This window comes from Bacillus sp. JK74 (genome assembly GCF_053663395.1).
Window position 1 is genome coordinate 475225 of the sequence record NZ_JBSJQB010000003.1, and the last position, 24388, is coordinate 499612.

Consider the following 24388-nt stretch of genomic DNA (forward strand, 5'->3'; position numbering starts at 1 on the left):
GAGTGCTTCGTCTGAAAAATCAAGATGGATTTACTTTAATTGAAATGCTGATCGTTTTATTTATCGTTTCCATTCTGCTTTTAATCACCATTCCTAACGTTACAAAACATAATCAAAGCATTCAGCATAAAGGCTGTGAAGGACTGCAGAATATGGTGAAAGCCCAAGTGACGGCGTACGAAATCGACCATGAAGGTAAAATGCCGGATATGAACGATTTACAATCAGAGGGGTATATCAAAAAGAATACAGCCTGCCCGAATGGTAAAAAGATCTTAATTAGTGGCGGAGAAGTTACAGTTGAACAATAACAGGCGGACAGAAAACGGGTTTACCCTTCTTGAAAGCCTGATTGTGTTAAGCCTGGCGTCCGTCCTGCTGACGGTTTTGTTCACGACGGTTCCGCCGGTCTGCACCCACCTTGCCGTGCGGCAAAAAACAGAACAGCTTCAAAAAGATATTCAGCTTGCGCAGGAAACGGCTATCGCAGAACATAAAAGAACAAAAATCACTTTTCTTCCAAAAGAGCATAAATACAAACTGCAGTCAGCCGGAAGGATTGTCGAGCGTTCTTTTGATTCGCTTCACATTACACTTGTAACTTTACCGGAGAGCCTTGAATTTAACGAAAAAGGCCATCCGAATTCGGGAGGAAAGATTCAATTGAAGAGCGCCGGGTTCACCTATGAGATCACAGTTTACTTAGGGAGCGGAAATGTCCATGCTAAACGGAAATAAAGGGTTCTCTACTATTGAAACACTATCAGCAATGGCCATTTGGCTGTTCCTTATGACGTCTATCATTCCGGTCTGGACGGGCATGCTGACAGATGGTCTGAAAATAGAAGATCGCCAGGAAGCGTACCAGCTTCTTCAGAAACATATCAGCACTTATATGATGACCGGAAAAAAGCCGCCGTCTCCCGGTGTGAAGTGGAAGGAGGATGGTGAGTATTACAAAGTGTGTGCGGCTGACCGCGGCGAAAAAGAAATGTGCCTCAGCATTCTCAAAACAGACTGGCTTTACGCTTCTTAATGTTTTGTTCTCCTTGGCAGTCTGTCTTTTCCTATCAGGCACCCTGGGCCCGATTTTACATCTGTTTTTATCAAACCGGACCGATAACGGCGGATTAGACAGCCGGGAGCATCAAATTGCCGTTCAGCAGATCATGAACGAATGTAAACAGGCTGAGACTGTGAAGCCGGCGGACGGCGGACGGGCGTTAGCATGCCGGGAAACAGGAGGCGAAGAAGTGCGTTTTGAAATTTATCATAAGATGATAAGGAAAAGAGTAAACGGAAAAGGCCACGTGCCGATCCTGCAAAACGCGGCATCATTAACGGCTGATGTGAAAAACGGCCTGCTCTTATTAGAGATCTCAAGCGTTACAGGTAAAAAGAATCAGGCGGTCATTCCGGTTTACAGCTCTTTAAAAGGTGATTAAATGCACAAATCTGACGGTTTTATCTATCCCGCGGTTCTGTTTGTTTCTGCCGCAGTTTTACTTGTCATCAGCTATACTTCATCTGATTTCATCACCCGAAAAACATTTGCGAAAGAGGCCGGGGAGTACTGGATCGGAGAGAATCTGCTCCAAAACGGCGCGCTGCTGTCAAGCCGCCATATGACACAGGGACAAAAGGTCCAAACTGGTACACAGCGTTTTCCGTACGGAACTGTTTCCTTCCACATCACCGGGAGTGATCGCCGGGAAACGGTTCAGGTTACAATTCAGGCCGAAACAGTGTCAGGCACGAGACGCGAGGCTCACCTTTTGTTCGATCAGAAGAAGAAACAGCTGATTCAATGGACGGAAGTATAAAAAAGAGGCGGCGGGACAACACTTCATAGTAAAGACAGCACTTGAGGTGAGAGCCGTGAAAACAAATGATTATGTAAAATATATGACTGAGCAATTCGTTAAATATTTCGATACACCGAAACAGGAACGGAGAGAGCGAAAAGAAGTGCGGAAAGAAAAGAAAGTGCCGGCTTCTCAGCACTGGTTCGGAATATTGCCGTACAGTTTTAAGCTGTGGATGCAGCGAAAAAAATAAAGTGAATCACACGAAAGGTCCTCCTGTATCAGGAGGGCCTTATTGGTATTCCTCAATGACGGCAATTTTATTTACCTTTTGGCTGTAGGGATTAAAAGAAATCGTAACAAACACACCAAATTCTTTTGCGCCATCCCGCAATGTCAAGTGGTATTGTTTGACTGCTTCATCCGTTCTTTTCCGATCCCACACCTTTTGAATAAATAATGTTTGGGCGAGCGGATACCTTTTTTTAGCTTCTTTTTCTGCTAACTTTTCCCATTTTGATTTATGGTGAACAGCATAATAAGGCACCGTTTCCGCCTGAGCTGTTCCTGAAACCCCGAAAACAAGAAGAGAAAGGCAAATCAGACTTTGTGTGATCATCATTCTTCGTCCTTTCGCTGTATATACTTTCCATTTTGTTCTAGTCACCTCGTTATTTTCTCACGTTTTATTAGAAAAAATTCCAAAAAGGTGTGTAATTTGAAGCAAAACGATGTTTTTGAAAGATACCATTCTTAAAAACGAACAATTTGACCGATTTTGACATTTTTCAAGACGATAATCCTTGATTATACTTTGTTCATGCGGTTCTTTAAAGAGAACGGTTGTCATATTTATTAACAGTTTTACAGGGGGTAAGGCATGTTCCGACGGTTGCGAATGGAAAAAAAGGGCAAGGTGAGATGGCGGATGATGCTATTTTTACGGCTTTCGTTCATTTTTTGCCTGTCCGTGACGATATGTGCTCAGTTCACAGGTGATACAAGTTCCTCCTTCAATGATGTGAAAAGCTTCAGTCTCCCGGTTCAAACGTGCGGAGATTTTCAATATACGGATGACGATTGCCGTTATGACGAACGCTGGGATCAGAGTGATTTACATATAACAAATCAAACTGATACGTCAGGCACCGTGTGTGCGCCGCTTCAACTCTATGCCGAGCTGGAGAATAAGGGAAAAGAGCGGACTGTTTCTGACTGGAAATGGGAGCTCCATAAAATCGCTTCTCAGCAGCAGCCTTTACGAAACGGGAATGTTGTGGATAAAGGGCTTATTACTGATAAAAAAAGCAAAACGATTTATAAAATTGAGTCAAAGCGGTCTTTGCAGCCGGGCATATACGCATTCAAGGTTTACAAACCTGAAGGGTATCCGGCGGACGAAGAAAAATTTGAGTGGTCAAAACCGATGAAACTCGTCAAATGCCGGGAACAGGCGACCGTTTCCGAGCTAAAGAAAACGGAGAAAGAGCCGGCTGAGCCGGTAAAAGAAAGCGGGGAAGAACATGAAAAAAGCGCTGAAACTGATCAGTAATATTTTATATGCCGTCATCTTCAGCCTGATTATTGTGCTGACGTTAACGGTGATTTCGACCCGGGCTTCCGGGGGTGAGCCGGCCATCTTCGGCTATACGCTGAAATCCGTGCTGTCGGGTTCAATGGACCCGGAATTTAAGACGGGTTCGCTCATAGCGGTAAAGAAAATTTCTGACGTGAATGACTTAAAAAAAGGGGATGTGATCACCTTTACGCAAGATGACGGAACAGCCGTCACACACAGAATAATCGGGATCACAAAAAAGGACGGGAACCTGCTGTTTGAGACAAAAGGGGACCATAATGCCGCCCCGGATGCCGCACCCGTTCAAGCTGAAAAAGTGGCGGCCCAGTATACGGGATATCAGCTTCCGTATGCAGGATATGTCATACATTTGGCAAGCCAGCCGATCGGAACGGCGATTCTGTTAATCGTTCCCGGCGTCATGCTTTTGATTTACTCAATAACAGTCATCGTCAGCGCCCTCCGCGATATTGAGCGGAAAACGAAAGCGCTGGAAGAACATGCGAAAAAGGGAACCATCTCCACATGAATACGGTTGCAACCTGGCGACAGGATTTGATAACAAAAAATAAAAAGTAAGGGGAGTACAAACATGGGTATGAAAAAGAAATTAAGCTTGGGCGTTGCCTCTGCCGCACTCGGTTTAGCATTAGTAGGAGGAGGCACATGGGCCGCATTTAATGATGTAAAGTCGACGGACGCTACATTTGCGTCAGGAACACTTGATTTATCGGCTAAAGAACAATCAGCCAATGTCAATTTGTCAAACTTAAAACCAGGTGATAAATTGACGAAAGATTTTGAATTCAGAAACAACGGTTCACTTGCCATTAAAGAAGTGCTGATGGCTTTGAATTTTACTGACTTTAAAGGAGCAAAGAAAGGAAATGAATCTGCGGAGGATTTCCTCAGCCAGTTTGAAATTACGGTTCTGACAGTCGGTAAAGAAGGGGGCAACGGCTATCCTAAAAATATCATTTTAAAGGCGGCCAGCCTGAAAGACTTATACTTAATGTCAACAAAACAGGATAAAGCAGCTGCCGAAGCGATCAGCAAGCACATTGATCCGAAATTCCTGAGCGAGAGCGGAAAAGTCAATGTGGCAACCATTAACGGCAAAACAGCTCCTGAGTACGACGGAGTTCCGAAAACGCCTGCTGATTATGACCAGGTGAGAATGGAAATCCAATTTAAAAATGACACCGCAAAAACTGCGGACGGATTAAGTGTGCAAAACAAGTTCCAAGGCAATGCGATTTCTCTTCAATTCTCTTTTGAAGCAACGCAATGGAACGGCTTGACCATTACGAAAGATCATACGGATAAAGACGGTTACGTCAAGGAAAATGAAAAGGCTCACAGTGAGGATAAAAACTAATCCGAAAGTCGGACAGTTAAAAGAGGAGTTGTGCACATATGGCGGCACTACTCCTCTTTTTGCGCTTTTCTCCATTTTTGATAATCTAAAAATTCACGAAATTGTTTTTTTGATACCCCGGATGTCATCGCATCGCGAACTAATTTCTCCCATTCACTATCTAATTGACCATCGTATTCGGTTTCATGTTTTTCATCAAGTAAAGTATGAACCGAGACGTCCAGAACAGCGGAGACTTTTTCGAGAAATTGAATGGAGGGGTTCGTCTGTAAATTTCGTTCTATTGAGCTTAAATAAGACTTCGCTACCCCAGCTTTTTCAGCTAGTTCTGATAGTGAGTAGCCTTTTTCTTTTCGGTATTGTTTAATACGCTGGCCAATCAATGTCATCACCTTCCTTGTGATATTATAGCACATTCAGAAAGGATTTACGGTATGACTTCTGGCTGCCTGGATATGTTGAGAAGACTTTTTATGCGAAAGCAGGTATTTGCGTATTTCTTCTAGGCTGATATTTGCTTTTTGGGCTTCTAATATCAGCTCAACCCATTCCTTATCTAATTGCGAAAATTCCATTTTTGCATTTTTCATGCATTTTCTCCTCCTAAAATACTTGTTTATGTATTTCAGCCAATCCGCCCATGACCTTATCTTTACATGTCTGGAAGTGATTCATCGCATGCGAAACGCCAGAAATTTTTTCTATATACTTTTATTATAATATAGAATTTCCAGAAAAAACGGGAAAGGTGTCGAATGGATAACGCTTATCCAGAAAAATTACTTTGCAGGAAAAATAAACCGCCGTTTTCAATCTGAATGTGAATTTTCGGCTGATATAAGGCTTTCAGCGCTTGTTTTTCCAAATGGTATTCCTCAGGTTTTTCTTCTGTCTGCTCATAAAACTGATCGAGCAGCCTGAGGTCCTTTTTCCATCTGGCGATCGCGCTGTCAGCCCAGTCTGACGGCTCTTTGGCGGCAGCGTCTTTTAAGTAATGCTCCATCCTTTTAATCCCGCTTTCCGGCTTAATCATCGGCGATATGGTAAAGCAATAGTCTGATATTTGCGAGGCCAGCGGAAGCGGTGCAAGCTTCTGCTGAAACCCTTCTATAATTGTTCCAGAAACAAGATGCAGGCCTAAAGACAAAAGTCTGTCTTTTTTCATGTCGGATTGGTATGAAATCACTACATTTAATCCAAGCCAGGGCTGAAGCGGCACTCTGGCTCCGGCTGATACAATTTTCTCATATATTCTTGTAAATCTCCCATTTTGTTTAACTGCTTGAAAGATTTGAAAGAGGCGCGGGGCTCCAAAGTAAATAAACTCGCCGTCCATATCCTCCGGAGCCGTTTCTTTATCAGTGATGAACGTAATCTTCATCGGGTTCGGTTCGCCGCCCGTTTTTTCACGCCAATGCCAATAAAACGGGCGGTTCATAATTTGTTTGTCCATCTCGACCGTCAACTGAACCGTCATAAAACCCGGCCCGTGTTCTGTAATCGGGCAGTGGTTCGCTTCAAAAAAGCGCAGTAAAAATTGGTGAACCTCCTGCTGTCTCATGTCGCGCTTCCTCCTTTTTAAGAGCCTTTTTTTGTGGCGGGCTTTTCCGTACTGTACGACAGAAAAGAGGTGAGATTGTCCATTTTGATTCTCATTTCCTCCTCTGTCAGCGAATGGCATAAAATATCATGCAAATGGTCTTCAAAATTGCTCACTTTGATTTTTGTTAAAATGTCATCTAATTCTCCGACGACATTTTCAAATAAATGAATTTTGTCATACAGAAGTTTTAAGATATGCTCTTCCACCGTATGTTTTGTCGCCATATTGTAGATATGGACATCTCTTTCCTGACCGAGTCTGTGAATCCTTCCGATTCTTTGTTCAAGCCGCATCGGGTTCCACGGGAGGTCATAATTGATAATATGGTTGCAGAATTGCAGGTTGATCCCTTCGCCTCCTGCTTCTGTAGCAATCAGCACCTGCACTTTGCCGCGGAAGAGATCCTTCATCCAGTCTTTTTTTCCGCGTTTAAATCCGCCTCTGAACGGAACGGAGCTTATGCCGTTCTGCTGAAGGAACCATTGCAGGTAAATCTGTGTCGCCCTGTATTCAGTAAAAATAATGACTTTATCATTAATCTTTTGGATCAAGTCAACAACTTGAATCGCTTTTGAGTTTTGCGTGACTTGATTGATGCGGTCCATTAAATTAGCGATCGTCTGTTCATCGAATGCGGGCGCTTGTTTGTCTTTTTGGTCAAGCATTTTTTTGAGCGTCATATACACGGCTTCCCGGCTTGAACAGCACTCTCTTTGCAGCGTCATAATGGAAAATGCGCTTGCGGGCTTTTCCGTGCCGTTTTTCAGTGCGGCAATGTCATCGTAAAGCGCCTGTTCCGTCGGTGAAAAGGTGATCGGCACTGTTTCCACGTGGCGCTTCGTCCATGTAAGGCCGGTGTCGCTCCGCGTGTTGCGGATCATCACCTTATTGACGAGTTCTTTCAAATGCTCATGAGCGTCAATCCCGTCCTTCTGATTGAAGGTTTCTTGAAATCCGCTTTCGTTTCCTAAATGGCCGGGCTTTAACAGTGACACTAAATTGAAGATTTCTTCGATCCGGTTTTGAATCGGCGTCGCCGTCAGAAGCAGGCAGTATTTCTTCACAAGACTTCTCGCAAATTCATAATTTTTCGTTTTGCTGTTTTTGAGCTTGTGCGCCTCGTCAATAATGACGAGATCATACGGAATAGAAAGGACAATGTCTTTGTGAGGGGAGCGTTTGGCCGTATCAATAGAAGAAACGACGATATCGCACTGTTCCCACACATAGCTTTTCTTCTGTTCAACAGCGGGTATTAAAAACTTCTCCTGAAGCTCTTTCACCCACTGGGAAACGAGTGATGCCGGCACAAGAATCAGGATTTTTTTGGCCAGCCCGCGAATCATATATTCTTTTAAAATCAGGCCCGCTTCCACCGTTTTTCCGAGCCCTACTTCATCAGCCAAAATCGCCTTGCCGTTCATTTTTTCAACGACTTTCTGCGCGACCTCAAGCTGATGGGGAAGCGGAGTGAAATCGGGAAGGTACAAAGGAGCCCTCAACCCTTCGAATTCAGGAATGGCAAGGGTCTGCTGGACTTCAGCCGACAGTTTGTACATCTCCCAATTTGACCAGGGACCGTCCGTTTTCAGCCGCTCAGAAAACTCTCCCGGCCAGTTTGCATCAAATATGATCTCTGCTGTCATATGTAACAAAACCGCCTTTCTTTTAAAAAACTGATTTATCATAATTTTTGTTGCCGGACGTAAATGAGGGTGGTAGGATATAAGTAATGATTTCACTAAAAGATATTGCTTTAGTATGTCCATAAAATTGGTAAATATGAGCGAATGACAGCAAGGGGAGAGACTCGGACGAAAGATGGGCGTCCGGGCGCCGAAGGAGCAAACTGCGGAGTGAATCTCTCAGGCAAAAGAACTCTTGCTCGACGCAACTCTGGAGAGTGTCTGCACTTAGAAGAAGCAGGCCACCAAAGGGGACGTCTTTATGATATGTTCATAAAGTAAACTTTCAGGTGCCGGGACAGAGAAACCTTCATTTTCATGAGGTGTTTCTCTGTCCTTTTTTATATGTTTTTACAATGCGCCAATGACTGAAGGGGGAAGATGATGCTGAAACGAACACCGCTTTATGACGTGTATAAAGAATACGGCGGAAAAACGATTGATTTTGGAGGATGGGAGCTGCCGGTTCAATTTTCTTCTATTAAAGAGGAGCATGAAGCCGTCCGCACAAAAGCAGGACTGTTTGATGTGTCTCATATGGGGGAAGTTGAAGTATCCGGTAAAGACGCCCTGTCTTTTCTGCAAAAAATGATGACAAATGACGTTGCCGATTTAAAGCCGGGAAACGCGCTTTATACCGCCATGTGCTATCCTGACGGCGGTACGGTCGATGATTTGCTGATCTATCAGAAAAGCGAGAGCTGCTATCTGCTCGTGATAAACGCGTCTAATATTGAAAAAGACATCGCCTGGCTGACGGAACATGCGGAAGGCGACGTCACGCTGACGAATCAGTCTGACGGGATTTCACTGCTTGCCGTTCAGGGGCCGAATGCTCAGTTGGTTCTTGCGAAGCTGACTGAATGTGATTTGTCCTCCTTAAAGCCGTTTACATTTATTGACGAGGCGGACGTTGCCGGATGCCAAGTCCTGCTTTCAAGAACGGGCTATACCGGTGAAGACGGGTTTGAGTTATATTGCCGCAATGAAGATGCGGTTCATCTATTTAAGGAGATACTTGCAGCGGGAGAGCATGAAGGCCTCGTTCCGTGCGGCCTCGGCGCCCGTGATACGCTGAGATTTGAAGCGAAGCTTGCTTTATACGGTCAGGAATTGACGAAAGATATTACACCGATTGAAGCCGGAATCGGATTTGCCGTGAAACACAAGAAAGATTCCGATTTTTTCGGGAAATCTGTATTGCGTGAACAGAAAGAAAAAGGAGCCCCGCGAAAGCTGGTCGGACTTGAGATGATTGAAAAAGGGATTCCGAGACACGGGTACGCCGTGAAAAAAGACGGTGTTCCGATCGGTGAAGTCACGACAGGCACGCAATCTCCGACTTTAAAGAAAAATATCGGCCTTGCCTTGATCAAAACGGAATTCAGTGAAGTCGGAACGGAAGTAGAAGTGGAAATCCGTAAAAAAACGGTAAAAGCGAAGATTGTCCGCACACCGTTTTATAAACGTCCAAAACAGAGCTGAAAAAGGAGAGTCATATGAAGCATCGATATTTGCCCGCGACAGAACAGGATAAAAAAGAAATGCTGAAAGCCATCGGCGCAGAAACAATTGATGAACTGTTTGCCGATATTCCGGAAGATGTGAGGTTTCAAAAAGACTACCAAATTAAACAAGCAAAATCTGAAACGGAGCTGACGAGAGAGCTGACAAAGCTTGCGGCGAAAAATAAAGACGCTGTTACATATGCATCTTTTCTGGGCGCAGGAGTGTACGATCACTACCAGCCGGTTATCGTCGATCATGTGATATCCCGATCAGAGTTTTACACGGCATATACGCCTTACCAGCCTGAAATTTCACAAGGGGAGCTGCAGGCGATTTTTGAATTTCAAACAATGATCTGTGAATTAACGGGAATGGATATCGCAAACTCCTCTATGTACGACGGGGGAACGGCGCTTGCGGAAGCGGCGATGCTTGCGTCGGGACATACGAAAAAGAAAAAAATCGTCATTTCCGCAGCCGTTCATCCGGAATCACGGGATGTTTTGAAAACATACGCAAAGGGCCAATATATTGAGGTTGTAGAGGTGCCCGCGAAAAACGGCGTCACAGATCTTGAAGCATTGGAACATGCCGTTTGTGATGAGACGGCCGCCGTGATCGTTCAGTATCCGAACTTCTTCGGACAAATCGAGCCGTTAAAGGACATTGAGCCGCTCGCACATAAAGGAAACAGCCAGCTGATTGTTTCTTCAAACCCGCTCGCGCTCGGTATTTTGACACCGCCCGGGGCATACGGGGCTGATATTGTCATCGGAGACGCGCAGCCTTTCGGCATACCTGCGGCGTTCGGCGGCCCGCACTGCGGCTATTTTGCAGTAACGAAAAAACTGATGAGAAAGGTGCCGGGCCGGCTTGTCGGCCAAACGGAGGATGAAAACGGGCGAAGAGGTTTTGTTCTCACTCTTCAGGCGCGCGAGCAGCATATCAGAAGAGACAAAGCCACGTCTAACATTTGTTCAAATCAGGCGCTGAATGCTTTAGCGGCTTCAGTCGCAATGACGGCGCTCGGAAAAAACGGCGTCAAAGACATGGCCCGCCAAAATATATTGAAAGCTGATTACGCGAGACGCCAAGCGGAAAAAGCCGGCTTGCACGTAGCATTTGACGGCCCGATATTTAATGAATTTGCCGTCAGGCTGAATCTTCCCGTCAAGGAAGCAAACCGGCGGCTCCTGCAAGACGGCATCATCGGCGGATATGACTTAGGTCTTGCGTATCCGGAACTGAATCAGCATATGCTGATTGCCGTCACAGAGCTGAGAACGAAAGAAGAGATCGATTCGCTTATTGCGGGATTGGGGGATCAACATGAATAATCAAGATCAGGCGCTTATTTTTGAAATGTCCCGCGAAGGGCGTGTCGGTTACAGCCTTCCGGAGCTTGATGTGCCGGAAACAGAGCTTGAAAGCCTTCTTCCCGGTGACTATATCCGCGATGAAGACGCAAAGCTGCCGGAAGTATCAGAGCTTGATATTATGCGGCATTATACCGCTCTTTCTAAGAGAAACCACGGAGTTGATTCAGGCTTTTATCCGCTCGGCTCCTGTACGATGAAATACAATCCGAAATTAAATGAAAAAATTGCCCGGTTCGCAGGTTTTTCCGCTATTCATCCGCTTCAGGACGAGGACACAGTTCAGGGGGCGCTTGAGCTTTTATACGATTTAAGCGGACACTTGGAGGAGATTACGGGCATGGACGAGGTGACGCTGCAGCCTGCGGCGGGCGCTCACGGCGAATGGACCGGCCTGATGATGATCCGCGCCTATCACGAAGCGCGGGGAGACTTCGGACGGACGAAGGTGATTGTCCCTGATTCAGCCCACGGTACGAATCCGGCATCCGCCACGGTCGCCGGTTTTGAAACGATTACCGTTAAGTCAAATGAGCACGGGCTGGTTGACATTGAAGATTTGAAAAGAGCGGTAAACGAAGAAACAGCGGCGCTGATGCTGACGAATCCGAACACCCTCGGGTTGTTTGAAGAAAACATTACGGAAATGGCTGACATCGTCCATCAGGCCGGCGGAAAGCTTTATTATGACGGAGCGAATTTAAATGCCGTTTTAAGTAAAGCAAGACCGGGAGATATGGGATTTGACGTCGTTCACCTTAATCTGCATAAAACATTTACCGGGCCGCACGGCGGGGGAGGACCGGGCTCAGGGCCGGTCGGAGTGAAAAAAGAATTCATTCCGTATCTGCCGAAACCCGTTCTTACGAAAAAAGAGGGCCGTTTGACTTTTGACTATGACCGGCCGCAGTCGATCGGGCGCGTAAAACCTTATTACGGCAACTTCGGCATTAATGTCAGAGCCTACACGTATATCCGTTCCATGGGGCCTGACGGCTTAAAAGCTGTGACCGAAAACGCGGTTTTAAATGCAAATTATATGATGAGAAGACTCGCGCCTTATTATGATCTCCCGTTTGACCGTCATTGCAAGCATGAATTTGTGTTATCGGGAAGAAGGCAGAAAAAGCTCGGCGTAAGAACGCTTGATATTGCCAAACGGCTTTTGGATTTCGGCTATCATCCGCCGACTGTGTATTTTCCTCTCAATGTTGAAGAAAGCATCATGATCGAACCGACGGAAACGGAATCGAAGGAAACGCTTGATGCGTTTATAGATGCCATGATTCAAATTGCGCGGGAAGCGGAGGAATCGCCTGAAATCGTTCAGGAGGCGCCGCATACAACAGTTGTCAAAAGAATGGATGAAACCAAGGCGGCAAGAAAGCCGGTTTTAAAATACGAACGTACACCTGACGTCAGCCGCTGACACGGTATAAAAAAAGAGCTTCCGTATAAAACGGACAGCTCTTTTTTCATGATTAGTTTTTTGCTTTAATTTTTCCGCCCCATTTTTTAAATCCGCCTTTCAGGTTGTAAATATCTTTGCAGCCGTGTTTGCGGAGCGTCTGTGCCGCGCGTCCGCTGCGGACATTGTTTTGGCAGTACAGATAAACGGGTTTATCAGGACGGATTTCACTTTTGCGCTGTTTCAGCTGTGACAGCGGAATGTTGCGCGCGCCGAGAATATGGCCGCCTTCAAATTCATTCGGTTCACGGACGTCAATCAGCTGCGCTTTTCTGTAGCCCGCGCGGAATTCCTCTTCCGTAAGTGTTTTCATTAAACGCTGCTGGTAAAAATACGACACGATCATATAAACGATAAACGCCGCAACAATAATTAAAGCAATCATATTAGACAATGCAATTCTACTCCTTTAGCTTATAAAATCAAAACCCTGCTTCCTGAAAACAAGGCTTACCGGACGTTTTGGGACAAATACTATTATAGTAAAGCATGAAGCGATTGTCATCCTTAATGAAACGAAATATTTTTCATTTTCAAGGCAGTTTGTTAAACTGATTTTATTAAAACGATAAAGAAGGGTTCAGTATATGGAAAAAGAAACATGGCGGTTTATTGACTCAGGGAATGAAAGCCCGGCATTTAACATGGCGCTGGATGAAGCGCTTTTATATTGGCACAGCCAAAAGAAAATTCCTCCGGTGATCCGATTTTACGGCTGGAATCCGGCAACTTTGTCTGTCGGGTATTTTCAAAATATTAAGAAGGAAATTAACTTTGACGCAGTACATAAACACGGCCTCGGGTTTGTCAGAAGACCGACAGGCGGACGGGGTGTTCTGCATGATAAAGAATTGACATACAGCGTAATCGTTTCAGAGAATCACCCGGAAATGCCGGCCACGGTGACAGAGGCGTACCGGGTGATTTCAGAAGGTATTCTGCAGGGATTCAGAAACCTTGGACTTGATGCCTGCTTTGCGATTCCGCGAACGGAGAAAGAAAAAGAAAGCTTGAAAAATCCGCGCTCGTCCGTCTGTTTTGATGCCCCTTCGTGGTATGAGCTGGTCGTCGAAGGACGGAAAGTTGCCGGAAGCGCACAGACACGCCAAAAAGGCGTCATTCTTCAGCACGGTTCCATCCTGCTTGACATTGATGAGGATAAGCTGTTTGATCTGTTTTTATATCCGAGCGACAGAGTCCGTGAGCGCATGCAGCGGAATTTCAAAAACAAAGCGGTAGCCATCAACGCCTTAGCGCCGAAACGGGTAACGATGGATGAGGCCAGAATCGCTTTTAAAGCCGGTTTTGAGGAAGGGCTGAACATTCATCTTGAGCCTTACACACTCACGTCTGAAGAGCTTGCATTTGTCAATGAGCTGGCTGAGACGAAATACGCGTCTGATGAATGGAATTATAAGCGCTGATAAGGCTTGACAGACCGGAAGCATCCTTGTTTTTTCATGACCGTTAGTGTAAACTTGTAATGGTTTATAAAGTTAAGGTGCTTTTTGGGAGGGTTACTTATGACAACACCAAGTATGGAAGATTATATTGAACAGATTTATATGCTGATAGAAGAAAAAGGATATGCACGGGTTTCTGATATCGCGGAAGCTTTGGCAGTCCACCCCTCCTCTGTAACGAAAATGGTTCAAAAACTAGATAAAGACGAGTATTTGATTTATGAAAAATATCGCGGGCTCGTATTGACGTCAAAAGGCAAAAAGATCGGCAAACGGCTCGTATACAGACACGAATTGCTTGAGCAGTTTTTAAGAATCATTGGTGTTGATGAAGAGAAGATTTACAATGATGTTGAAGGAATCGAACATCATCTGAGCTGGAACAGCATTGACCGCATCGGCGACCTCGTTCAGTATTTTGAAGATGACGAAAGCCGGAAAAAAGAATTGAAATCCGTACAGAAAAAAACCGAAAATCCCGGTGAATAAAGGGCAGCCCGAAATGGGGCGCCCTTTTTTTAATGTCTTCATTCTTTGGTCTATTTCGCCCAGCCGTTTCTTAAAATAATAATACACCTTGAGATGGAAGGGAGAGGGCGCGCTATGCAGATTGACGGCGTATTTTCGGGAGGGGGGATAAAAGGGGTGGCGCTTGCCGGCGCTTATGAAGCGCTGGAAGAAAAGGGCTTTCGCTTTGAAAGGCTCGCCGGAACAAGCGCCGGCGCGATTATTGCCGCATTTATCGCTGCGGGCTATACGAGCAGAGAGGTTCATTCCATCATAGATGAGGTGGACGGAAGGCAATTGCTTGATCAGAGATGCTCATTCCTCCCGCTGAAAATCCTGCAGTGGGTGTCGATATATTGGCGCCTCGGACTATACAGAGGCGATATGCTGGAAAAATGGATTGCGGATAAATTAAAAGCGAAGGGCATCATCGCGTTCGGCGATTTGAAAAAAGGCTCGCTCCGTCTCATCGCTTCAGATCTGACGAACGGAACGATGATCGTGCTTCCTGACGATCTTCCCCGCTACGGATTAAATCCGGAGATGTTCCCGGTTGCCAGAGCCGTCAGAATGAGCTGCAGCATTCCTTATTTTTTTGAACCGATAAAACTGAAGACCGAAAAAGGCACCTCAACGGTCGTTGACGGCGGTGTGTTAAGCAATTTCCCGATTTGGCTGTATTCAAAAGAACGCAAACGGCCGGTCATCGGAATTTCGCTTTCGCCCAACGAAAAAGAGCGCCCGAAAAAATCAATCCGCAACGCTTTTGAGCTGTTCGGGGCTTTGTTTGAAACGATGAAAGACGCTCATGATGCCAGGCATATCGCGACAAAGTACGAACAGAATATTATTTTTATTCCGGTGGAACATGTGATGGCGACGGAGTTTCATCTCACACCGCAAAAAAAACTAGCTCTCATTGAGCTAGGAAAAAGCAGAACAGAGCAATTTTTGAAGCAATGGAGCTATTAAAAAAGCGCTCTGTTTTTCTTTTTATTCTTTTTGCCTTCTATGACGGTAAGCTGGGTCTGGCTTTTTTTCTTAAGAATCATCGGCTTCGGTCTGCTGCTGCTCGGCACGCTCCGCAAATAGCTGACCCGGCCTCTGTGTCCGGGGCGGTGCTTCGCTTTTTGCTCCTTCATTCGGAGCCGCGATTGTCTGGCCGCTTTTTTGAAAGCGGTTCCGTCGCGGCCGGTGCGGCGGTTCAGGACCGTCCTCACGATAAAATAAATAATAACGCCTGCGATAATTACGGTGATCGCTCTTGAAATCATCTGCCCGGGGTTGGTTACCGCCGCATAAATGAAACCGAATGCGCCAAGCGCTATCAATACAGCAAAAAAAGGTTGTACACGATGATTCATAACTGCCCACCTCCAAAATAATAACGGTAACGGTTCAGATTACGTTGTGAGACGGCTTTTCGCTCTGTTCTGAAATGTCTTCCAGTCTGAGAAGCTCGTTAAAGCTTTCTATGGCAACCTCGACCTGATCATCCGCCGGTTCCTTTGTCGTCAAAAGCTGCAGCCACAGGCCGGGGTAACCGAGCACTTTCAAAACGGGGATATTCCGCACTCTGTTCGTCAGCTGGAGCACTTCAAAGGAGATGCCGAGAACGACCGGTATAAGCGCAATCCTGTCTAAAATCCGCACCCAAAGCGGATCTGTCGGAACGAGTAAATAGACGAACATGCCGACAATGATCGTAAATAAAATAAAGCTTGAACCGCAACGGTAATGAAGCCGTGACTGTTTCTGAACATTTTCTATTGTAATTGGCAAATTCTGTTCATAACAGTTTATGACCTTATGTTCGGCTCCATGATATTGAAACACTCTTTTAATTAACGGCGTCATTGATAAAAAATAAATGTAGCCGAGAAGCAGAATCAGCTTAAACAGACTTTCGATTCCGATCTGCGCGGCGTCTGAGGAAAATACGGGCCTTACAAGCTCCGCTAAGAAGACCGGGACGAGCGTAAAAACGAATTTGCTGAACAAAAACGACAGAACGCCAATCACCGCCAGGCTGAAAAACATCGATAAGCCGGAACCCTTCTTATCTTCCTGCTCCAGCTTGGCGTCATCCTGAGGATCAAGCCCGTAACGTTCGCTGGAAAAGTTTAAATGCTTTGTGCCGTTGGCGCTCGCCTCAATGATGGCGACGATTCCCCGCAAAAAAGGAATCTTTTTTAAAGCCGAAAGCTTGGCGTTCGGCACTCTCGGAAGCTTGAAAAAATCAATGCTTCCGTCATTCCTGCGGATGGCGGTAACATAATTTTTTCTGCCGCCGAACATTACCCCTTCAACGACAGCCTGCCCGCCGTATGCAGGGGGCGTTTTTTGTTTGGACATTGTTTATCAACCTGCCTGTTTTCTTAGGATTTACTAACCATTTCCTTTCACTCTATTGTACAGGAAACCGCGGTAAACCTCTAGTTAGACAGCCGGAAAATCAATGCTTTTTCTACATGCAGTATACCCCGTTTCTTTAGATTTTACTCATTGAATGAAAATATGGCGCAGCTTTTTATGACTTTTTAATTTTTGGGCAGTCTATGACTGGAGGTGCCATGATGACAAGCGAAAAACATTCAGAACAGGAAGAAAAAAAGAAGCAGGATGATGATCAGCAGCCTGTTTCATTTACCGGCAGAATTTGCGGTATCGGATTTGCCGGCGGTGTATTTTGGAGTTTGATCGGCTATCTCGGGTATGTCTTTCATTTTTCAGAGATCAGCCCCAACATGATTCTTCAGCCGTTTATGATCGGAGAATGGAAAAAACAATGGCTAGGCACGATGGTCAGCATCGTTGTCATCGGATTCATTTCAATTGCCGGGGCGTTTATTTATTTCGTCTGCCTGAAGCGTTTTAAAACCATGTGGCCGGGGATGGTGTACGGCGTCATTTTATGGTGTGCGGTTTTTTTCTTATTCAATCCGATTTTCGAAGATGTGAAATCCGTCACTGAATTGAAATCAGATACAATCGTGACGACGCTTTGCCTTTACATTCTGTACGGTTTGTTTGTCGGCTACTCAATTTCCTTCAACTACAATGAACTTACGTCAGACAAGCTTGCAAGGGCGCTCGGCAACAAGTGAATAAGTGTATAATCCCTGTCCGGTATGGTAAAATGTTCACGAGAAGTGAACATTTTTTGTGCTGAAAACCGGGCGGGGATGCTCCCGCGTTGTCAGGCGGCAGTCAAGAATCGGCGAGGAGGAGAAAGGGAATGAAACTTGAGAAATTGCGAAATCTTTTCGGTCAGCTGGATATAGACGGAATGTTGGTGACAAGCTCCGCCAATCTGCAGTATATGACGGGATTTACGGGTTCGTCAGGCCTTGCGGTCATATCGAAAGAACGTGCGGCATTTATCACGGATTTCCGTTACACCGAGCAGGCGAAGACGCAAGTGAAGGGTTTTGACATTATCGAGCACGGCGGTAGCTTAATCCAAACGGCTGCGGATACGATTCTTGAGTACGGCGTTAAAAAACTCGGCTTCGAGCAAAACAGCATGACGTACGGAACATATGCATCCTACCAAGCGGTGCTGCAGGAAGCGGAGATGGTTCCCGTCGCGGATTCCGTTGAAAAGTTGCGCTTGATTAAGTCAAGTGAAGAGATTAAGATATTAGAGGAAGCTGCGAAGATTGCGGATGATGCGTTTGAACATATTCTGACGTTTATCAAACCGGGCATCTCAGAGATTTCAGTTGCAAACGAGCTCGAATTTTATATGAGACGTCAAGGAGCAGACGGCTCTTCCTTTGATATGATCGTCGCCTCGGGAGTCAGATCCAGCCTTCCCCACGGAGTGGCAAGCGGCAAATTGATTGAAAAGGGAGACTTGGTCACGCTTGATTTCGGCGCTTATTATAAAGGCTATTGTTCTGATATCACACGCACCGTTGCGGTCGGAGAGCCAAGTGATAAACTGAAAGAGATTTATCAGGTCGTATACGATGCCCAAGCGCTTGGTGTCCTGCATATAAAACCCGGCATGACGGGAAAAGAAGCGGATGCCCTGACGAGGGATCATATCACCGCAAAAGGCTACGGACAGTATTTCGGCCATTCGACAGGACACGGGTTCGGAATGGAAGTCCATGAATCACCGGGGCTGTCTTTCAGGTCATCGGCCGTTCTTGAGCCGGGCATGGCGGTAACGGTTGAGCCGGGCATATACATACCGGATGTTGGGGGCGCAAGAATCGAAGATGATATCATCATCACTGAGGACGGCAACCGGACAATTACGCATTCCCCTAAAGAATTAATTATTTTGTGATCGGAATATAGGAGGACATCAAACATGATTTCAGTTAACGATTTTCGTACAGGACTAACGATTGAAGTAGACGGCGGCATTTGGCGCGTCGTTGACTTTCAGCACGTAAAACCGGGAAAAGGAGCGGCATTTGTCCGTTCTAAATTGCGTAACCTGCGCACGGGCGCTATTCAGGAGAAAACATTCCGTGCAGGTGAAAAAGTCGCGAAAGCTCAAATCGAAACAAAAACGATGCAGTATCTTTATGCCAACGGCGATCAGCACGTGTTCATGGATACAAGCTCATATGAACAGCTTGAATTGAACGAAAACCAAATCGAAGAAGAATTGAAATACCTTCTGGAAAATATGTCTGTGCATATCATGATGTATCAGTCTGAAACGCTCGGTATTGAACTGCCGAACACAGTTGAACTGAAAGTTGTTGAAACAGAGCCGGGAATTAAAGGCGACACGGCGTCAGGCGGCACGAAACCTGCCAAAACGGAAACAGGCCTTGTCGTAAACGTACCGTTCTTCGTGAACGAAGGCGATACGCTGGTTGTAAATACATCAGACGGTTCTTACGTGTCAAGAGCGTAGTTAAAGAAATTCGGAGTCTGCTCCTTTTACGGGGCAGGCTTTTTTTGCGTTCTGCCTCAGAATCTTTCTTCTATATGAAAATAGTGAGACTACTTCCGTCAGCTAGAGCATATAGTGTAACAAAATGCTTGAAGTTGGGGGATTGCAATGAAATTTTTGTTCGGTTCAATCAATTCTACTGTTTTAACGATGGCCGGTTTACGAGTTTTGTCCTCGCTCATTGAATTATCGGCCGCTATTATCATGCTTTTGACAAACGACATCAGAAAAGCGGTTGTGGTGAATAGTATTTTGGCAATCGTCGGCCCTCTGATCTTTATCATCACAATGACGATCGGCATTTATCAGATTGCCGGACAGCTCTCATATGCAAAATTAATATTGATTTTTGCGGGGGTGGTGCTGATTTTGGCCGGTGTGCATAAATAGAGGGCCGGGGTGTCATAAAGTCTGTCCCGGATCATACATTTTAAAGAAGCCAATCGGTAAAAAGGAGGAGACTCTATTGAATGAAATTACAGAGGTTCTCCCTGAATTATTGAGAGATGCCATCTCCGCCGTGCCCGAAGAAGCGAGGCGGGATACAGAAGAAATCAGAATCCGGGTCGACAGGCCGGTTGAACTGATCCAAAAAGGACAACCTTTGTATTTGTCATATGTGTGTACGGCCGGCGACGCACAGCTGATCCTCAGCCGGCTCAGCAATTACAGTATGTACACGCTGGAAGAAGAGCTGAAAAAAGGATACATCACAATCAGAGGAGGCCACCGTGTGGGGCTGGCCGGAAGAGTCATCGTCGAAAACGGAGCCGTCAAAGGACTCCGGGATATTACTTCTTTTAATATCCGAATCGCCCGGGAGAAGCTGGGGATCGCAGAACCGCTCATTCCTTTCTTATGGAAAGAAAACTGGCTGAACACGCTGATCATCGGTCCTCCGCAAACGGGGAAAACGACCTTGCTTCGTGATTTGGCCCGGCTTTCCAGCACCGGATCAAAACGCATCCCGGCAAAAAAGACAGGTATCGTAGATGAACGGTCGGAAATTGCCGGCTGCCTGCGGGGCATTCCCCAGCACAGTTTCGGCCGCAGAGTCGATGTCCTTGATGCCTGTCCGAAGGCGGAAGGGCTGATGATGATGATCCGCTCTATGAGTCCTGATGTCATAATTGTGGATGAGATCGGCAGAATGGAAGACTCACAAGCGCTGCTGGAGGCGCTCCATGCGGGCGTATCCGTTATCGTCTCTGCGCACGGATGGAATATGAAAGACTTGGTCAAGAGGCCGTCGCTGAAAATGCTGTGGGAGGAAAACGTGTTTGACCGGTATGTGGAGCTGTCAAGACGCCGCGGTCCGGGAACGATCAGCAGGATGTACGGAAAGGACGGGAAACCTGTTCCGCATGCTGAAAGCGTGATGTCATGCTGAAGCTTTTAGGTGCCGTGTTCATTCTGACAGCGACGACATGGACGGGATTTGAGATCGCCAAAATGTATATTGAAAGGCCGAGGCAGATCCGTCAGCTGCGCGCGGCGCTCCAATCGCTAGAAGCGGAAATCATGTTCGGGCATACGCCGCTGCACATAGCTTCGGGACAAATTGCCGCACAGCTTTCCGAACCTGTATCGTTATTGTTTCTAGCTTTCAGCAGAAGGCTTGAGCAGGGAAGCGATTCCGCCAAAACGGCTTGGGAACAGAGCTTGAAACATAACTGGTCTTCCATGGCGATGAAAAAAAGCGAATACGATGTGCTGAAGCAATTCGGAGAGACGCTCGGGCTCCATGACCGTGTTTCTCAGCAGAAACATATCAAGCTTGCGCTTACACATTTGGAAGCGGCGGAAGCGGATGCCGGACGGGCGCAGGCGAAAAATGAAAAAATGGTGAAAAGCTTAGGATTTTTAGCCGGACTGTTACTCATTCTTCTATTGATGTAAACATGAGGGGAGCAAACATAAAATGGGAGTCGACGTAAATGTCATTTTTCAAATCGCCGGAGTCGGTATCGTGGTTGCGTTTCTGCACACCATACTTGACCAAATGGGAAAAAAAGAATACGCCCAATGGGTGACGCTGCTTGGCTTTATCTATATTTTATTTATGGTGGCGACGATTGTCGATGACCTGTTCAAAAAGATCAAAGCTGTGTTTCTATTCCAAGGATAGGGGGGCTTACAGATTGAGATTGTTCAAATTGTAGGTTTAGGCCTGATCGCCACATTTCTCTCCCTGATCGTAAAAGAACAGAAACCGACTTTCGCGTTTATGATTGTCGTCTTCAGCGGCTGCGTGATCTTTCTCTATCTCATCGATCAGATTTACGACATTATCAGAATGATAGAAAAAATAGCCGTCAATGCAAATGTCAATATGGTCTATGTGGAAACCATTTTAAAAATTATCGGCATCGCCTACATCGCTGAATTCGGTGCGCAGCTGACAAAGGATGCGGGCCAGGGAGCGATTGCTTCGAAAATAGAGCTGGCCGGAAAAATTTTGATACTGGTAATGGCCGTGCCGATACTCACCGTCATTATTGAAACGATTCTCGGACTTATTCCTTCTTGATCATAAATAAAATGGAAAGGGGGGCACAAAAAATGAAGCGCTTTCGGTGGGCGGGGGCTTTTTTGTTCATCCTCTTATTTTTTCAGACTGAATGTGTACAAGCTGCCGGAACAGACGGTGCGTCGCAGGAAACCGCAGTTCACCAAGAATCCGCTGATGAAGTGGCGAAAAAGCAGGCTGAAGCGCTGAAAACAGAAGGCATCGGAAAGTTTTGGGACGACATCATGACAGAATACGGCGGTCTTCTGCCTGAAAGCCAAAAGGGAAGCATCATCGACTTTATTAACGGAGAAAAAACGTTCTCGCCGGAGGCATGGCTGAAGGCTTTATTTTCATACTTGTTTCATGAAGTGCTCGCAAACGGAAAGCTCCTGGGAACTTTGATTCTTCTCACCATTTTTTGTGTCATTCTGCAGCTTTTGCAAAATGCGTTCCAGCAGAGCACCGTCAGCAAAGTGGCTTATGCAATTGTCTACATGGTGCTGATTATTCTCGCTTTAAACAGCTTTCATGTTGCCGTCAATTATGCCAGTGAAGCGATCCAGACGATGACAAGTTTCATTCTCGCGCTCATCCCGCTTTTACTCGCGCTTTTGGCGTCTTCCGGGGGAGCCGTCTCCGCAGCTTTTTTTCACCCCGTTATTTTATTTCTGATGAATACGAGCGGCCTTCTCATTCAAAACATTGTCATGCCGCTTATCTTCCTGTCAGCGATTTTAAGCATCGTCAGCACGATGACGGATCAATATAAAGTCACGCAGCTTGCCAATCTGCTCAGAAATATCGCGATCGGCGCGCTTGCCGTATTTCTCACCGTGTTTCTCGGCGTCATCTCCGTACAGGGGGCTTCGGCTGCCGTGACGGACGGGATTACCCTCAGGACTGCAAAATTTATCACAGGCAATTTTATTCCCGTGCTCGGCCGGATGTTTACGGATGCGACGGATACGGTCATCAGCGCCTCGCTCCTATTAAAAAACACCGTAGGAATCCTAGGAGTCGGAATTTTGATCTGCATCTCCGCGTTTCCGGCGATTAAAGTGCTCTCGCTCGCTTTTATTTATAAGCTCGCGGCCGCTATTCTGCAGCCGCTCGGAGGCGGGCCCGTCATTACGTGCCTCGGCGTCATCAGCAGAAGCGTGCTGTATATTTTCGCGGCGCTCGCCATCGTCTCTCTCATGTTTTTCCTCAGTATTACAGTCATTATTACAGCAGGCAACCTCACCATGATGATGAAATAAAGGAGGCCCATTGGATATGAGCTTTTTAACAGAATGGCTGACAAGCATTATTTTATTTATCTTATTCGCCATCGTCATCGACATGCTGCTGCCAAGCTCCAGTATGCAAAAATACGCCAAGATGGTTGTCAGCCTGCTGTTAATCATTGTCATGCTCAACCCGATCTTCAAACTTTTCAAAACAGACCCGGAAATCATCTTCGATTATTTGACAAAACAAGAGCAATCTCAATCCGCTGATATAAAAAATCAAATCAAATCAGAAAAAAAAGAAATACAAGCATCAAACCGCGCATATGTTTTAGAAGAAATGGCTGTCCAACTAAAAAAGAAAGCGGAGGAGATGTTCAGTCATGACGAATACAAAATAGACGACATCCGCCTTACAGCGGAAGAACAGGTTCGTTCAGAAGAAGATGTAAAAACGATCAGCGTGTATATGGCCCCATCTTCTGAAAAAACCGTGCAAACCGTCGCACCGATCGACATCCGCACAGACCGCAAATACGAACCGGAAGGCGCAGCCGAAAAAAAAGAGGCCGCAGACATCAAAGAAAAACTTGCGGATATATGGGAAATCGGCAGTGAGAAAATTACGGTTTATATGGAAGGCGGGGAGAAAAACGGCCATGAATAAAAACGGACTATGGACCATACTCAAAAAACAGCTGATGATCGGACAGGCGAAAGACGGAGAAAAACCAAAACTGACAAAATATCATTATTTTCTGTTCGTGTTTGTGCTCGGGGTATCTTTTATGCTGGTGAGCCAGCTGTTCTCTTCACCGGAGAAAACCGGGAAGGACCAAGCGGCGCAGACCGTCATGTCCGGCCGAACGGAAGACAAAAGCGGGCAAAAAAGCGCACCCGTTTTTAAGGCATCGAAAGACAGCAGCGCCAAAAACACGATCGATGATTATGAAAGAGACTATGAAAACCAGCTGAAAGAAATCCTTGAAACGATTATCGGCGTGGAGGATGTATCAATTGTCGTGAACGTAGACGCAACATCTTTGAAAGTGTTTGAGAAAAATAAAACGAAAAAAGACACCACCACCGAAGAAACCGATAAAGAAGGCGGCAAAAGAAGCGTAACCGATCAAACCTCAGAGGAGCAAATTGTCATGATTCGAAACGGGGATAAGGAAACCCCGGTCGTCGTCCAGACGAAAAAGCCCGATATTCGCGGTGTACTCGTTGTCGCTCAGGGAGTGGACAACGTTCAAATAAAAAAAACCATCATTGATGCCATCACAAGGGTGCTTGATGTTCCGAGCTACCGTGTAGCGGTTGCCCCTAAAAAAATCAAGGAGGATTCATAAA

The 24388-nt window shown here is 46.0% G+C and carries 34 protein-coding genes and 1 riboswitch; of the genes, 26 read left to right on the plus strand and 8 right to left on the minus strand.

The window, feature by feature from the left end; all coding sequences use genetic code 11:
- Positions 1 to 2 precede the first annotated feature (2 nt).
- Genes comGC through ACWJJ5_RS12665 form a run of 6 tightly spaced genes read left to right on the plus strand, consistent with a single transcriptional unit; the run spans position 3 to position 2058 of the window.
- Positions 3 to 311, plus strand: a complete 309-nt coding sequence (gene comGC, locus ACWJJ5_RS12640; protein ID WP_327969171.1) for a competence type IV pilus major pilin ComGC — start codon at positions 3 to 5, stop codon at positions 309 to 311.
- Complete coding sequence (gene comGD / locus ACWJJ5_RS12645) at positions 301 to 738, plus strand: competence type IV pilus minor pilin ComGD (protein WP_025852922.1); 438 nt, start codon at positions 301 to 303, stop codon at positions 736 to 738. The genes comGC and comGD overlap by 11 nt, the downstream gene beginning before the upstream one ends.
- Positions 722 to 1036, plus strand: coding sequence for a competence type IV pilus minor pilin ComGE (gene comGE, locus ACWJJ5_RS12650; RefSeq protein ID WP_015388003.1), 315 nt, complete (start codon positions 722 to 724; stop codon positions 1034 to 1036). The genes comGD and comGE overlap by 17 nt, the downstream gene beginning before the upstream one ends.
- A 13-nt stretch (positions 1037 to 1049) precedes the next feature.
- The gene (gene comGF / locus ACWJJ5_RS12655; protein ID WP_094247733.1) at positions 1050 to 1445 is read left to right on the plus strand and encodes a competence type IV pilus minor pilin ComGF; all 396 of its coding nucleotides are present in this window, start codon (positions 1050 to 1052) and stop codon (positions 1443 to 1445) included.
- On the plus strand, positions 1446 to 1823 hold the full coding sequence (gene comGG / locus ACWJJ5_RS12660; protein ID WP_094247734.1) for a competence type IV pilus minor pilin ComGG: 378 nt from the start codon (positions 1446 to 1448) through the stop codon (positions 1821 to 1823).
- 55 nt (positions 1824 to 1878) lie between these two features.
- Positions 1879 to 2058 (plus strand): YqzE family protein, encoded by a 180-nt coding sequence (locus ACWJJ5_RS12665; protein WP_003153093.1) that lies wholly within the window; start codon positions 1879 to 1881, stop codon positions 2056 to 2058.
- Positions 2059 to 2097: 39 nt separating this feature from the next.
- On the opposite strand, the gene ACWJJ5_RS12670 is transcribed toward ACWJJ5_RS12665, so the two are convergent.
- Entirely contained in the window at positions 2098 to 2427 is a 330-nt protein-coding gene (locus ACWJJ5_RS12670; RefSeq protein ID WP_003153097.1) for a DUF3889 domain-containing protein, read from the minus strand.
- A 258-nt stretch (positions 2428 to 2685) separates the two neighbouring features.
- Here ACWJJ5_RS12670 and tapA point away from each other — a divergent pair, with 258 nt between their 5' ends.
- The 3 genes from tapA (at position 2686) to tasA (ending at position 4762) form a co-directional block, all read left to right on the plus strand.
- On the plus strand, positions 2686 to 3357 hold the full coding sequence (gene tapA, locus ACWJJ5_RS12675; protein ID WP_173613471.1) for an amyloid fiber anchoring/assembly protein TapA: 672 nt from the start codon (positions 2686 to 2688) through the stop codon (positions 3355 to 3357).
- A complete protein-coding gene (gene sipW, locus ACWJJ5_RS12680; RefSeq protein WP_060562614.1) occupies positions 3329 to 3913 on the plus strand; it encodes a signal peptidase I SipW in 585 nt (194 codons plus the stop codon). Before tapA ends, sipW begins: the two co-directional genes overlap by 29 nt.
- Before the next feature lie 63 nt (positions 3914 to 3976).
- On the plus strand, positions 3977 to 4762 hold the full coding sequence (gene tasA, locus ACWJJ5_RS12685; protein WP_007408329.1) for a biofilm matrix protein TasA: 786 nt from the start codon (positions 3977 to 3979) through the stop codon (positions 4760 to 4762).
- Between the two features lie 47 nt (positions 4763 to 4809).
- Here the strand turns inward: tasA and sinR are convergent, their stop codons facing one another.
- From sinR to ACWJJ5_RS12705, 4 genes are all read right to left on the minus strand, one after another.
- Positions 4810 to 5145: a transcriptional regulator SinR gene (sinR, locus tag ACWJJ5_RS12690; protein ID WP_003153104.1), complete on the minus strand. Its 336-nt coding sequence runs from the start codon at positions 5143 to 5145 to the stop codon at positions 4810 to 4812.
- 33 nt (positions 5146 to 5178) lie between these two features.
- Complete coding sequence (gene sinI, locus ACWJJ5_RS12695; RefSeq protein WP_003153105.1) at positions 5179 to 5352, minus strand: anti-repressor SinI; 174 nt, start codon at positions 5350 to 5352, stop codon at positions 5179 to 5181.
- A 176-nt stretch (positions 5353 to 5528) separates the two neighbouring features.
- Positions 5529 to 6323, minus strand: a complete 795-nt coding sequence (locus tag ACWJJ5_RS12700; RefSeq protein ID WP_104842681.1) for a YqhG family protein — start codon at positions 6321 to 6323, stop codon at positions 5529 to 5531.
- 17 nt (positions 6324 to 6340) lie between these two features.
- Complete coding sequence (locus ACWJJ5_RS12705) at positions 6341 to 8011, minus strand: DEAD/DEAH box helicase (protein WP_060562612.1); 1671 nt, start codon at positions 8009 to 8011, stop codon at positions 6341 to 6343.
- Between the two features lie 144 nt (positions 8012 to 8155).
- A riboswitch (glycine riboswitch) is annotated at positions 8156 to 8256 on the plus strand.
- A gap of 178 nt (positions 8257 to 8434) precedes the next feature.
- Between ACWJJ5_RS12705 and gcvT the strand changes: the two genes are divergently transcribed.
- From gcvT to gcvPB, 3 genes are read left to right on the plus strand one after another with little or no spacing between them, the layout of a single operon-like run.
- A complete protein-coding gene (gene gcvT, locus ACWJJ5_RS12710) occupies positions 8435 to 9535 on the plus strand; it encodes a glycine cleavage system aminomethyltransferase GcvT (protein ID WP_454022441.1) in 1101 nt (366 codons plus the stop codon).
- A 14-nt stretch (positions 9536 to 9549) separates the two neighbouring features.
- Positions 9550 to 10896, plus strand: a complete 1347-nt coding sequence (gcvPA, locus tag ACWJJ5_RS12715) for an aminomethyl-transferring glycine dehydrogenase subunit GcvPA (protein ID WP_454022442.1) — start codon at positions 9550 to 9552, stop codon at positions 10894 to 10896.
- Positions 10889 to 12364 (plus strand): aminomethyl-transferring glycine dehydrogenase subunit GcvPB, encoded by a 1476-nt coding sequence (gcvPB, locus tag ACWJJ5_RS12720; protein WP_070082106.1) that lies wholly within the window; start codon positions 10889 to 10891, stop codon positions 12362 to 12364. Before gcvPA ends, gcvPB begins: the two co-directional genes overlap by 8 nt.
- Before the next feature lie 52 nt (positions 12365 to 12416).
- Here the strand turns inward: gcvPB and ACWJJ5_RS12725 are convergent, their stop codons facing one another.
- Positions 12417 to 12797 (minus strand): rhodanese-like domain-containing protein, encoded by a 381-nt coding sequence (locus ACWJJ5_RS12725; RefSeq protein WP_007408335.1) that lies wholly within the window; start codon positions 12795 to 12797, stop codon positions 12417 to 12419.
- Positions 12798 to 12990: 193 nt separating this feature from the next.
- Here ACWJJ5_RS12725 and ACWJJ5_RS12730 point away from each other — a divergent pair, with 193 nt between their 5' ends.
- The 3 genes from ACWJJ5_RS12730 to ACWJJ5_RS12740 all read left to right on the plus strand — a co-directional run bounded on the left by ACWJJ5_RS12730 (position 12991) and on the right by ACWJJ5_RS12740 (position 15345).
- Complete coding sequence (locus ACWJJ5_RS12730; protein WP_129091565.1) at positions 12991 to 13827, plus strand: lipoate--protein ligase family protein; 837 nt, start codon at positions 12991 to 12993, stop codon at positions 13825 to 13827.
- 99 nt (positions 13828 to 13926) lie between these two features.
- Positions 13927 to 14355: a transcriptional regulator MntR gene (mntR, locus tag ACWJJ5_RS12735; RefSeq protein ID WP_007408338.1), complete on the plus strand. Its 429-nt coding sequence runs from the start codon at positions 13927 to 13929 to the stop codon at positions 14353 to 14355.
- A gap of 114 nt (positions 14356 to 14469) precedes the next feature.
- A complete protein-coding gene (locus ACWJJ5_RS12740) occupies positions 14470 to 15345 on the plus strand; it encodes a patatin-like phospholipase family protein (protein WP_015388011.1) in 876 nt (291 codons plus the stop codon).
- On the opposite strand, the gene ACWJJ5_RS12745 is transcribed toward ACWJJ5_RS12740, so the two are convergent.
- On the minus strand, positions 15342 to 15737 hold the full coding sequence (locus ACWJJ5_RS12745; RefSeq protein WP_173613473.1) for an SA1362 family protein: 396 nt from the start codon (positions 15735 to 15737) through the stop codon (positions 15342 to 15344). The two genes, ACWJJ5_RS12740 and ACWJJ5_RS12745, sit on opposite strands and share 4 nt — an antisense overlap.
- 34 nt (positions 15738 to 15771) lie before the next feature.
- On the minus strand, positions 15772 to 16728 hold the full coding sequence (locus tag ACWJJ5_RS12750; RefSeq protein ID WP_003153120.1) for a DUF1385 domain-containing protein: 957 nt from the start codon (positions 16726 to 16728) through the stop codon (positions 15772 to 15774).
- 221 nt (positions 16729 to 16949) lie between these two features.
- Between ACWJJ5_RS12750 and ACWJJ5_RS12755 the strand changes: the two genes are divergently transcribed.
- The 11 genes from ACWJJ5_RS12755 to spoIIIAG all read left to right on the plus strand — a co-directional run bounded on the left by ACWJJ5_RS12755 (position 16950) and on the right by spoIIIAG (position 24387).
- A complete protein-coding gene (locus tag ACWJJ5_RS12755; protein ID WP_003153121.1) occupies positions 16950 to 17480 on the plus strand; it encodes a YqhR family membrane protein in 531 nt (176 codons plus the stop codon).
- 131 nt (positions 17481 to 17611) lie between these two features.
- Positions 17612 to 18673: a M24 family metallopeptidase gene (locus tag ACWJJ5_RS12760; RefSeq protein ID WP_070082103.1), complete on the plus strand. Its 1062-nt coding sequence runs from the start codon at positions 17612 to 17614 to the stop codon at positions 18671 to 18673.
- A gap of 24 nt (positions 18674 to 18697) precedes the next feature.
- Entirely contained in the window at positions 18698 to 19255 is a 558-nt protein-coding gene (gene efp / locus ACWJJ5_RS12765; protein ID WP_003153123.1) for an elongation factor P, read from the plus strand.
- A 147-nt stretch (positions 19256 to 19402) separates the two neighbouring features.
- Entirely contained in the window at positions 19403 to 19684 is a 282-nt protein-coding gene (locus ACWJJ5_RS12770) for a YqhV family protein (protein ID WP_003153124.1), read from the plus strand.
- Positions 19685 to 19760: 76 nt separating this feature from the next.
- Positions 19761 to 20684: a stage III sporulation protein AA gene (spoIIIAA, locus tag ACWJJ5_RS12775; protein WP_171463563.1), complete on the plus strand. Its 924-nt coding sequence runs from the start codon at positions 19761 to 19763 to the stop codon at positions 20682 to 20684.
- Entirely contained in the window at positions 20678 to 21193 is a 516-nt protein-coding gene (gene spoIIIAB / locus ACWJJ5_RS12780; protein ID WP_071391624.1) for a stage III sporulation protein SpoIIIAB, read from the plus strand. The genes spoIIIAA and spoIIIAB overlap by 7 nt, the downstream gene beginning before the upstream one ends.
- A gap of 22 nt (positions 21194 to 21215) precedes the next feature.
- Positions 21216 to 21422 carry a stage III sporulation protein AC gene (gene spoIIIAC / locus ACWJJ5_RS12785; protein ID WP_003153142.1) on the plus strand — a complete coding sequence of 69 codons (207 nt, stop codon included), beginning with the start codon at positions 21216 to 21218 and terminating at the stop codon, positions 21420 to 21422.
- A 12-nt stretch (positions 21423 to 21434) separates the two neighbouring features.
- Complete coding sequence (spoIIIAD, locus tag ACWJJ5_RS12790; RefSeq protein WP_071392571.1) at positions 21435 to 21824, plus strand: stage III sporulation protein AD; 390 nt, start codon at positions 21435 to 21437, stop codon at positions 21822 to 21824.
- 32 nt (positions 21825 to 21856) lie between these two features.
- Positions 21857 to 23065: a stage III sporulation protein AE gene (spoIIIAE, locus tag ACWJJ5_RS12795; protein ID WP_003153145.1), complete on the plus strand. Its 1209-nt coding sequence runs from the start codon at positions 21857 to 21859 to the stop codon at positions 23063 to 23065.
- Between the two features lie 16 nt (positions 23066 to 23081).
- On the plus strand, positions 23082 to 23702 hold the full coding sequence (gene spoIIIAF / locus ACWJJ5_RS12800) for a stage III sporulation protein AF (protein WP_015388014.1): 621 nt from the start codon (positions 23082 to 23084) through the stop codon (positions 23700 to 23702).
- Positions 23695 to 24387 (plus strand): stage III sporulation protein AG, encoded by a 693-nt coding sequence (gene spoIIIAG, locus ACWJJ5_RS12805; protein WP_233662321.1) that lies wholly within the window; start codon positions 23695 to 23697, stop codon positions 24385 to 24387. The genes spoIIIAF and spoIIIAG overlap by 8 nt, the downstream gene beginning before the upstream one ends.
- The last annotated feature ends 1 nt before the right edge of the window (position 24388 follow it).

Bases quoted from the DNA above. Each gene is read 5' to 3' on its own strand.
- spoIIIAB (WP_071391624.1), top strand. From the start codon at position 20,678: ATGCTGAAGCTTTTAGGTGCCGTGTTCATTCTGACAGCGACGACATGG.
- comGG (WP_094247734.1), top strand. From the start codon at position 1,446: ATGCACAAATCTGACGGTTTTATCTATCCCGCGGTTCTGTTTGTTTCT.
- ACWJJ5_RS12755 (WP_003153121.1), top strand. From the start codon at position 16,950: ATGACAAGCGAAAAACATTCAGAACAGGAAGAAAAAAAGAAGCAGGAT.
- sipW (WP_060562614.1), top strand. From the start codon at position 3,329: ATGAAAAAAGCGCTGAAACTGATCAGTAATATTTTATATGCCGTCATC.
- ACWJJ5_RS12740 (WP_015388011.1), top strand. From the start codon at position 14,470: ATGCAGATTGACGGCGTATTTTCGGGAGGGGGGATAAAAGGGGTGGCG.
- ACWJJ5_RS12700 (WP_104842681.1), bottom strand. From the start codon at position 6,323: ATGAGACAGCAGGAGGTTCACCAATTTTTACTGCGCTTTTTTGAAGCG.
- gcvT (WP_454022441.1), top strand. From the start codon at position 8,435: ATGCTGAAACGAACACCGCTTTATGACGTGTATAAAGAATACGGCGGA.
- spoIIIAG (WP_233662321.1), top strand. From the start codon at position 23,695: ATGAATAAAAACGGACTATGGACCATACTCAAAAAACAGCTGATGATC.
- ACWJJ5_RS12705 (WP_060562612.1), bottom strand. From the start codon at position 8,011: ATGACAGCAGAGATCATATTTGATGCAAACTGGCCGGGAGAGTTTTCT.
- gcvPA (WP_454022442.1), top strand. From the start codon at position 9,550: ATGAAGCATCGATATTTGCCCGCGACAGAACAGGATAAAAAAGAAATG.
- ACWJJ5_RS12730 (WP_129091565.1), top strand. From the start codon at position 12,991: ATGGAAAAAGAAACATGGCGGTTTATTGACTCAGGGAATGAAAGCCCG.
- tasA (WP_007408329.1), top strand. From the start codon at position 3,977: ATGGGTATGAAAAAGAAATTAAGCTTGGGCGTTGCCTCTGCCGCACTC.
- ACWJJ5_RS12770 (WP_003153124.1), top strand. From the start codon at position 19,403: ATGAAATTTTTGTTCGGTTCAATCAATTCTACTGTTTTAACGATGGCC.
- spoIIIAE (WP_003153145.1), top strand. From the start codon at position 21,857: ATGAAGCGCTTTCGGTGGGCGGGGGCTTTTTTGTTCATCCTCTTATTT.
- mntR (WP_007408338.1), top strand. From the start codon at position 13,927: ATGACAACACCAAGTATGGAAGATTATATTGAACAGATTTATATGCTG.
- efp (WP_003153123.1), top strand. From the start codon at position 18,698: ATGATTTCAGTTAACGATTTTCGTACAGGACTAACGATTGAAGTAGAC.
- ACWJJ5_RS12750 (WP_003153120.1), bottom strand. From the start codon at position 16,728: ATGTCCAAACAAAAAACGCCCCCTGCATACGGCGGGCAGGCTGTCGTT.
- ACWJJ5_RS12760 (WP_070082103.1), top strand. From the start codon at position 17,612: ATGAAACTTGAGAAATTGCGAAATCTTTTCGGTCAGCTGGATATAGAC.
- spoIIIAC (WP_003153142.1), top strand. From the start codon at position 21,216: ATGGGAGTCGACGTAAATGTCATTTTTCAAATCGCCGGAGTCGGTATC.
- tapA (WP_173613471.1), top strand. From the start codon at position 2,686: ATGTTCCGACGGTTGCGAATGGAAAAAAAGGGCAAGGTGAGATGGCGG.
- comGE (WP_015388003.1), top strand. From the start codon at position 722: ATGCTAAACGGAAATAAAGGGTTCTCTACTATTGAAACACTATCAGCA.
- ACWJJ5_RS12745 (WP_173613473.1), bottom strand. From the start codon at position 15,737: ATGAATCATCGTGTACAACCTTTTTTTGCTGTATTGATAGCGCTTGGC.
- sinI (WP_003153105.1), bottom strand. From the start codon at position 5,352: ATGAAAAATGCAAAAATGGAATTTTCGCAATTAGATAAGGAATGGGTT.
- ACWJJ5_RS12670 (WP_003153097.1), bottom strand. From the start codon at position 2,427: ATGATGATCACACAAAGTCTGATTTGCCTTTCTCTTCTTGTTTTCGGG.
- gcvPB (WP_070082106.1), top strand. From the start codon at position 10,889: ATGAATAATCAAGATCAGGCGCTTATTTTTGAAATGTCCCGCGAAGGG.
- spoIIIAF (WP_015388014.1), top strand. From the start codon at position 23,082: ATGAGCTTTTTAACAGAATGGCTGACAAGCATTATTTTATTTATCTTA.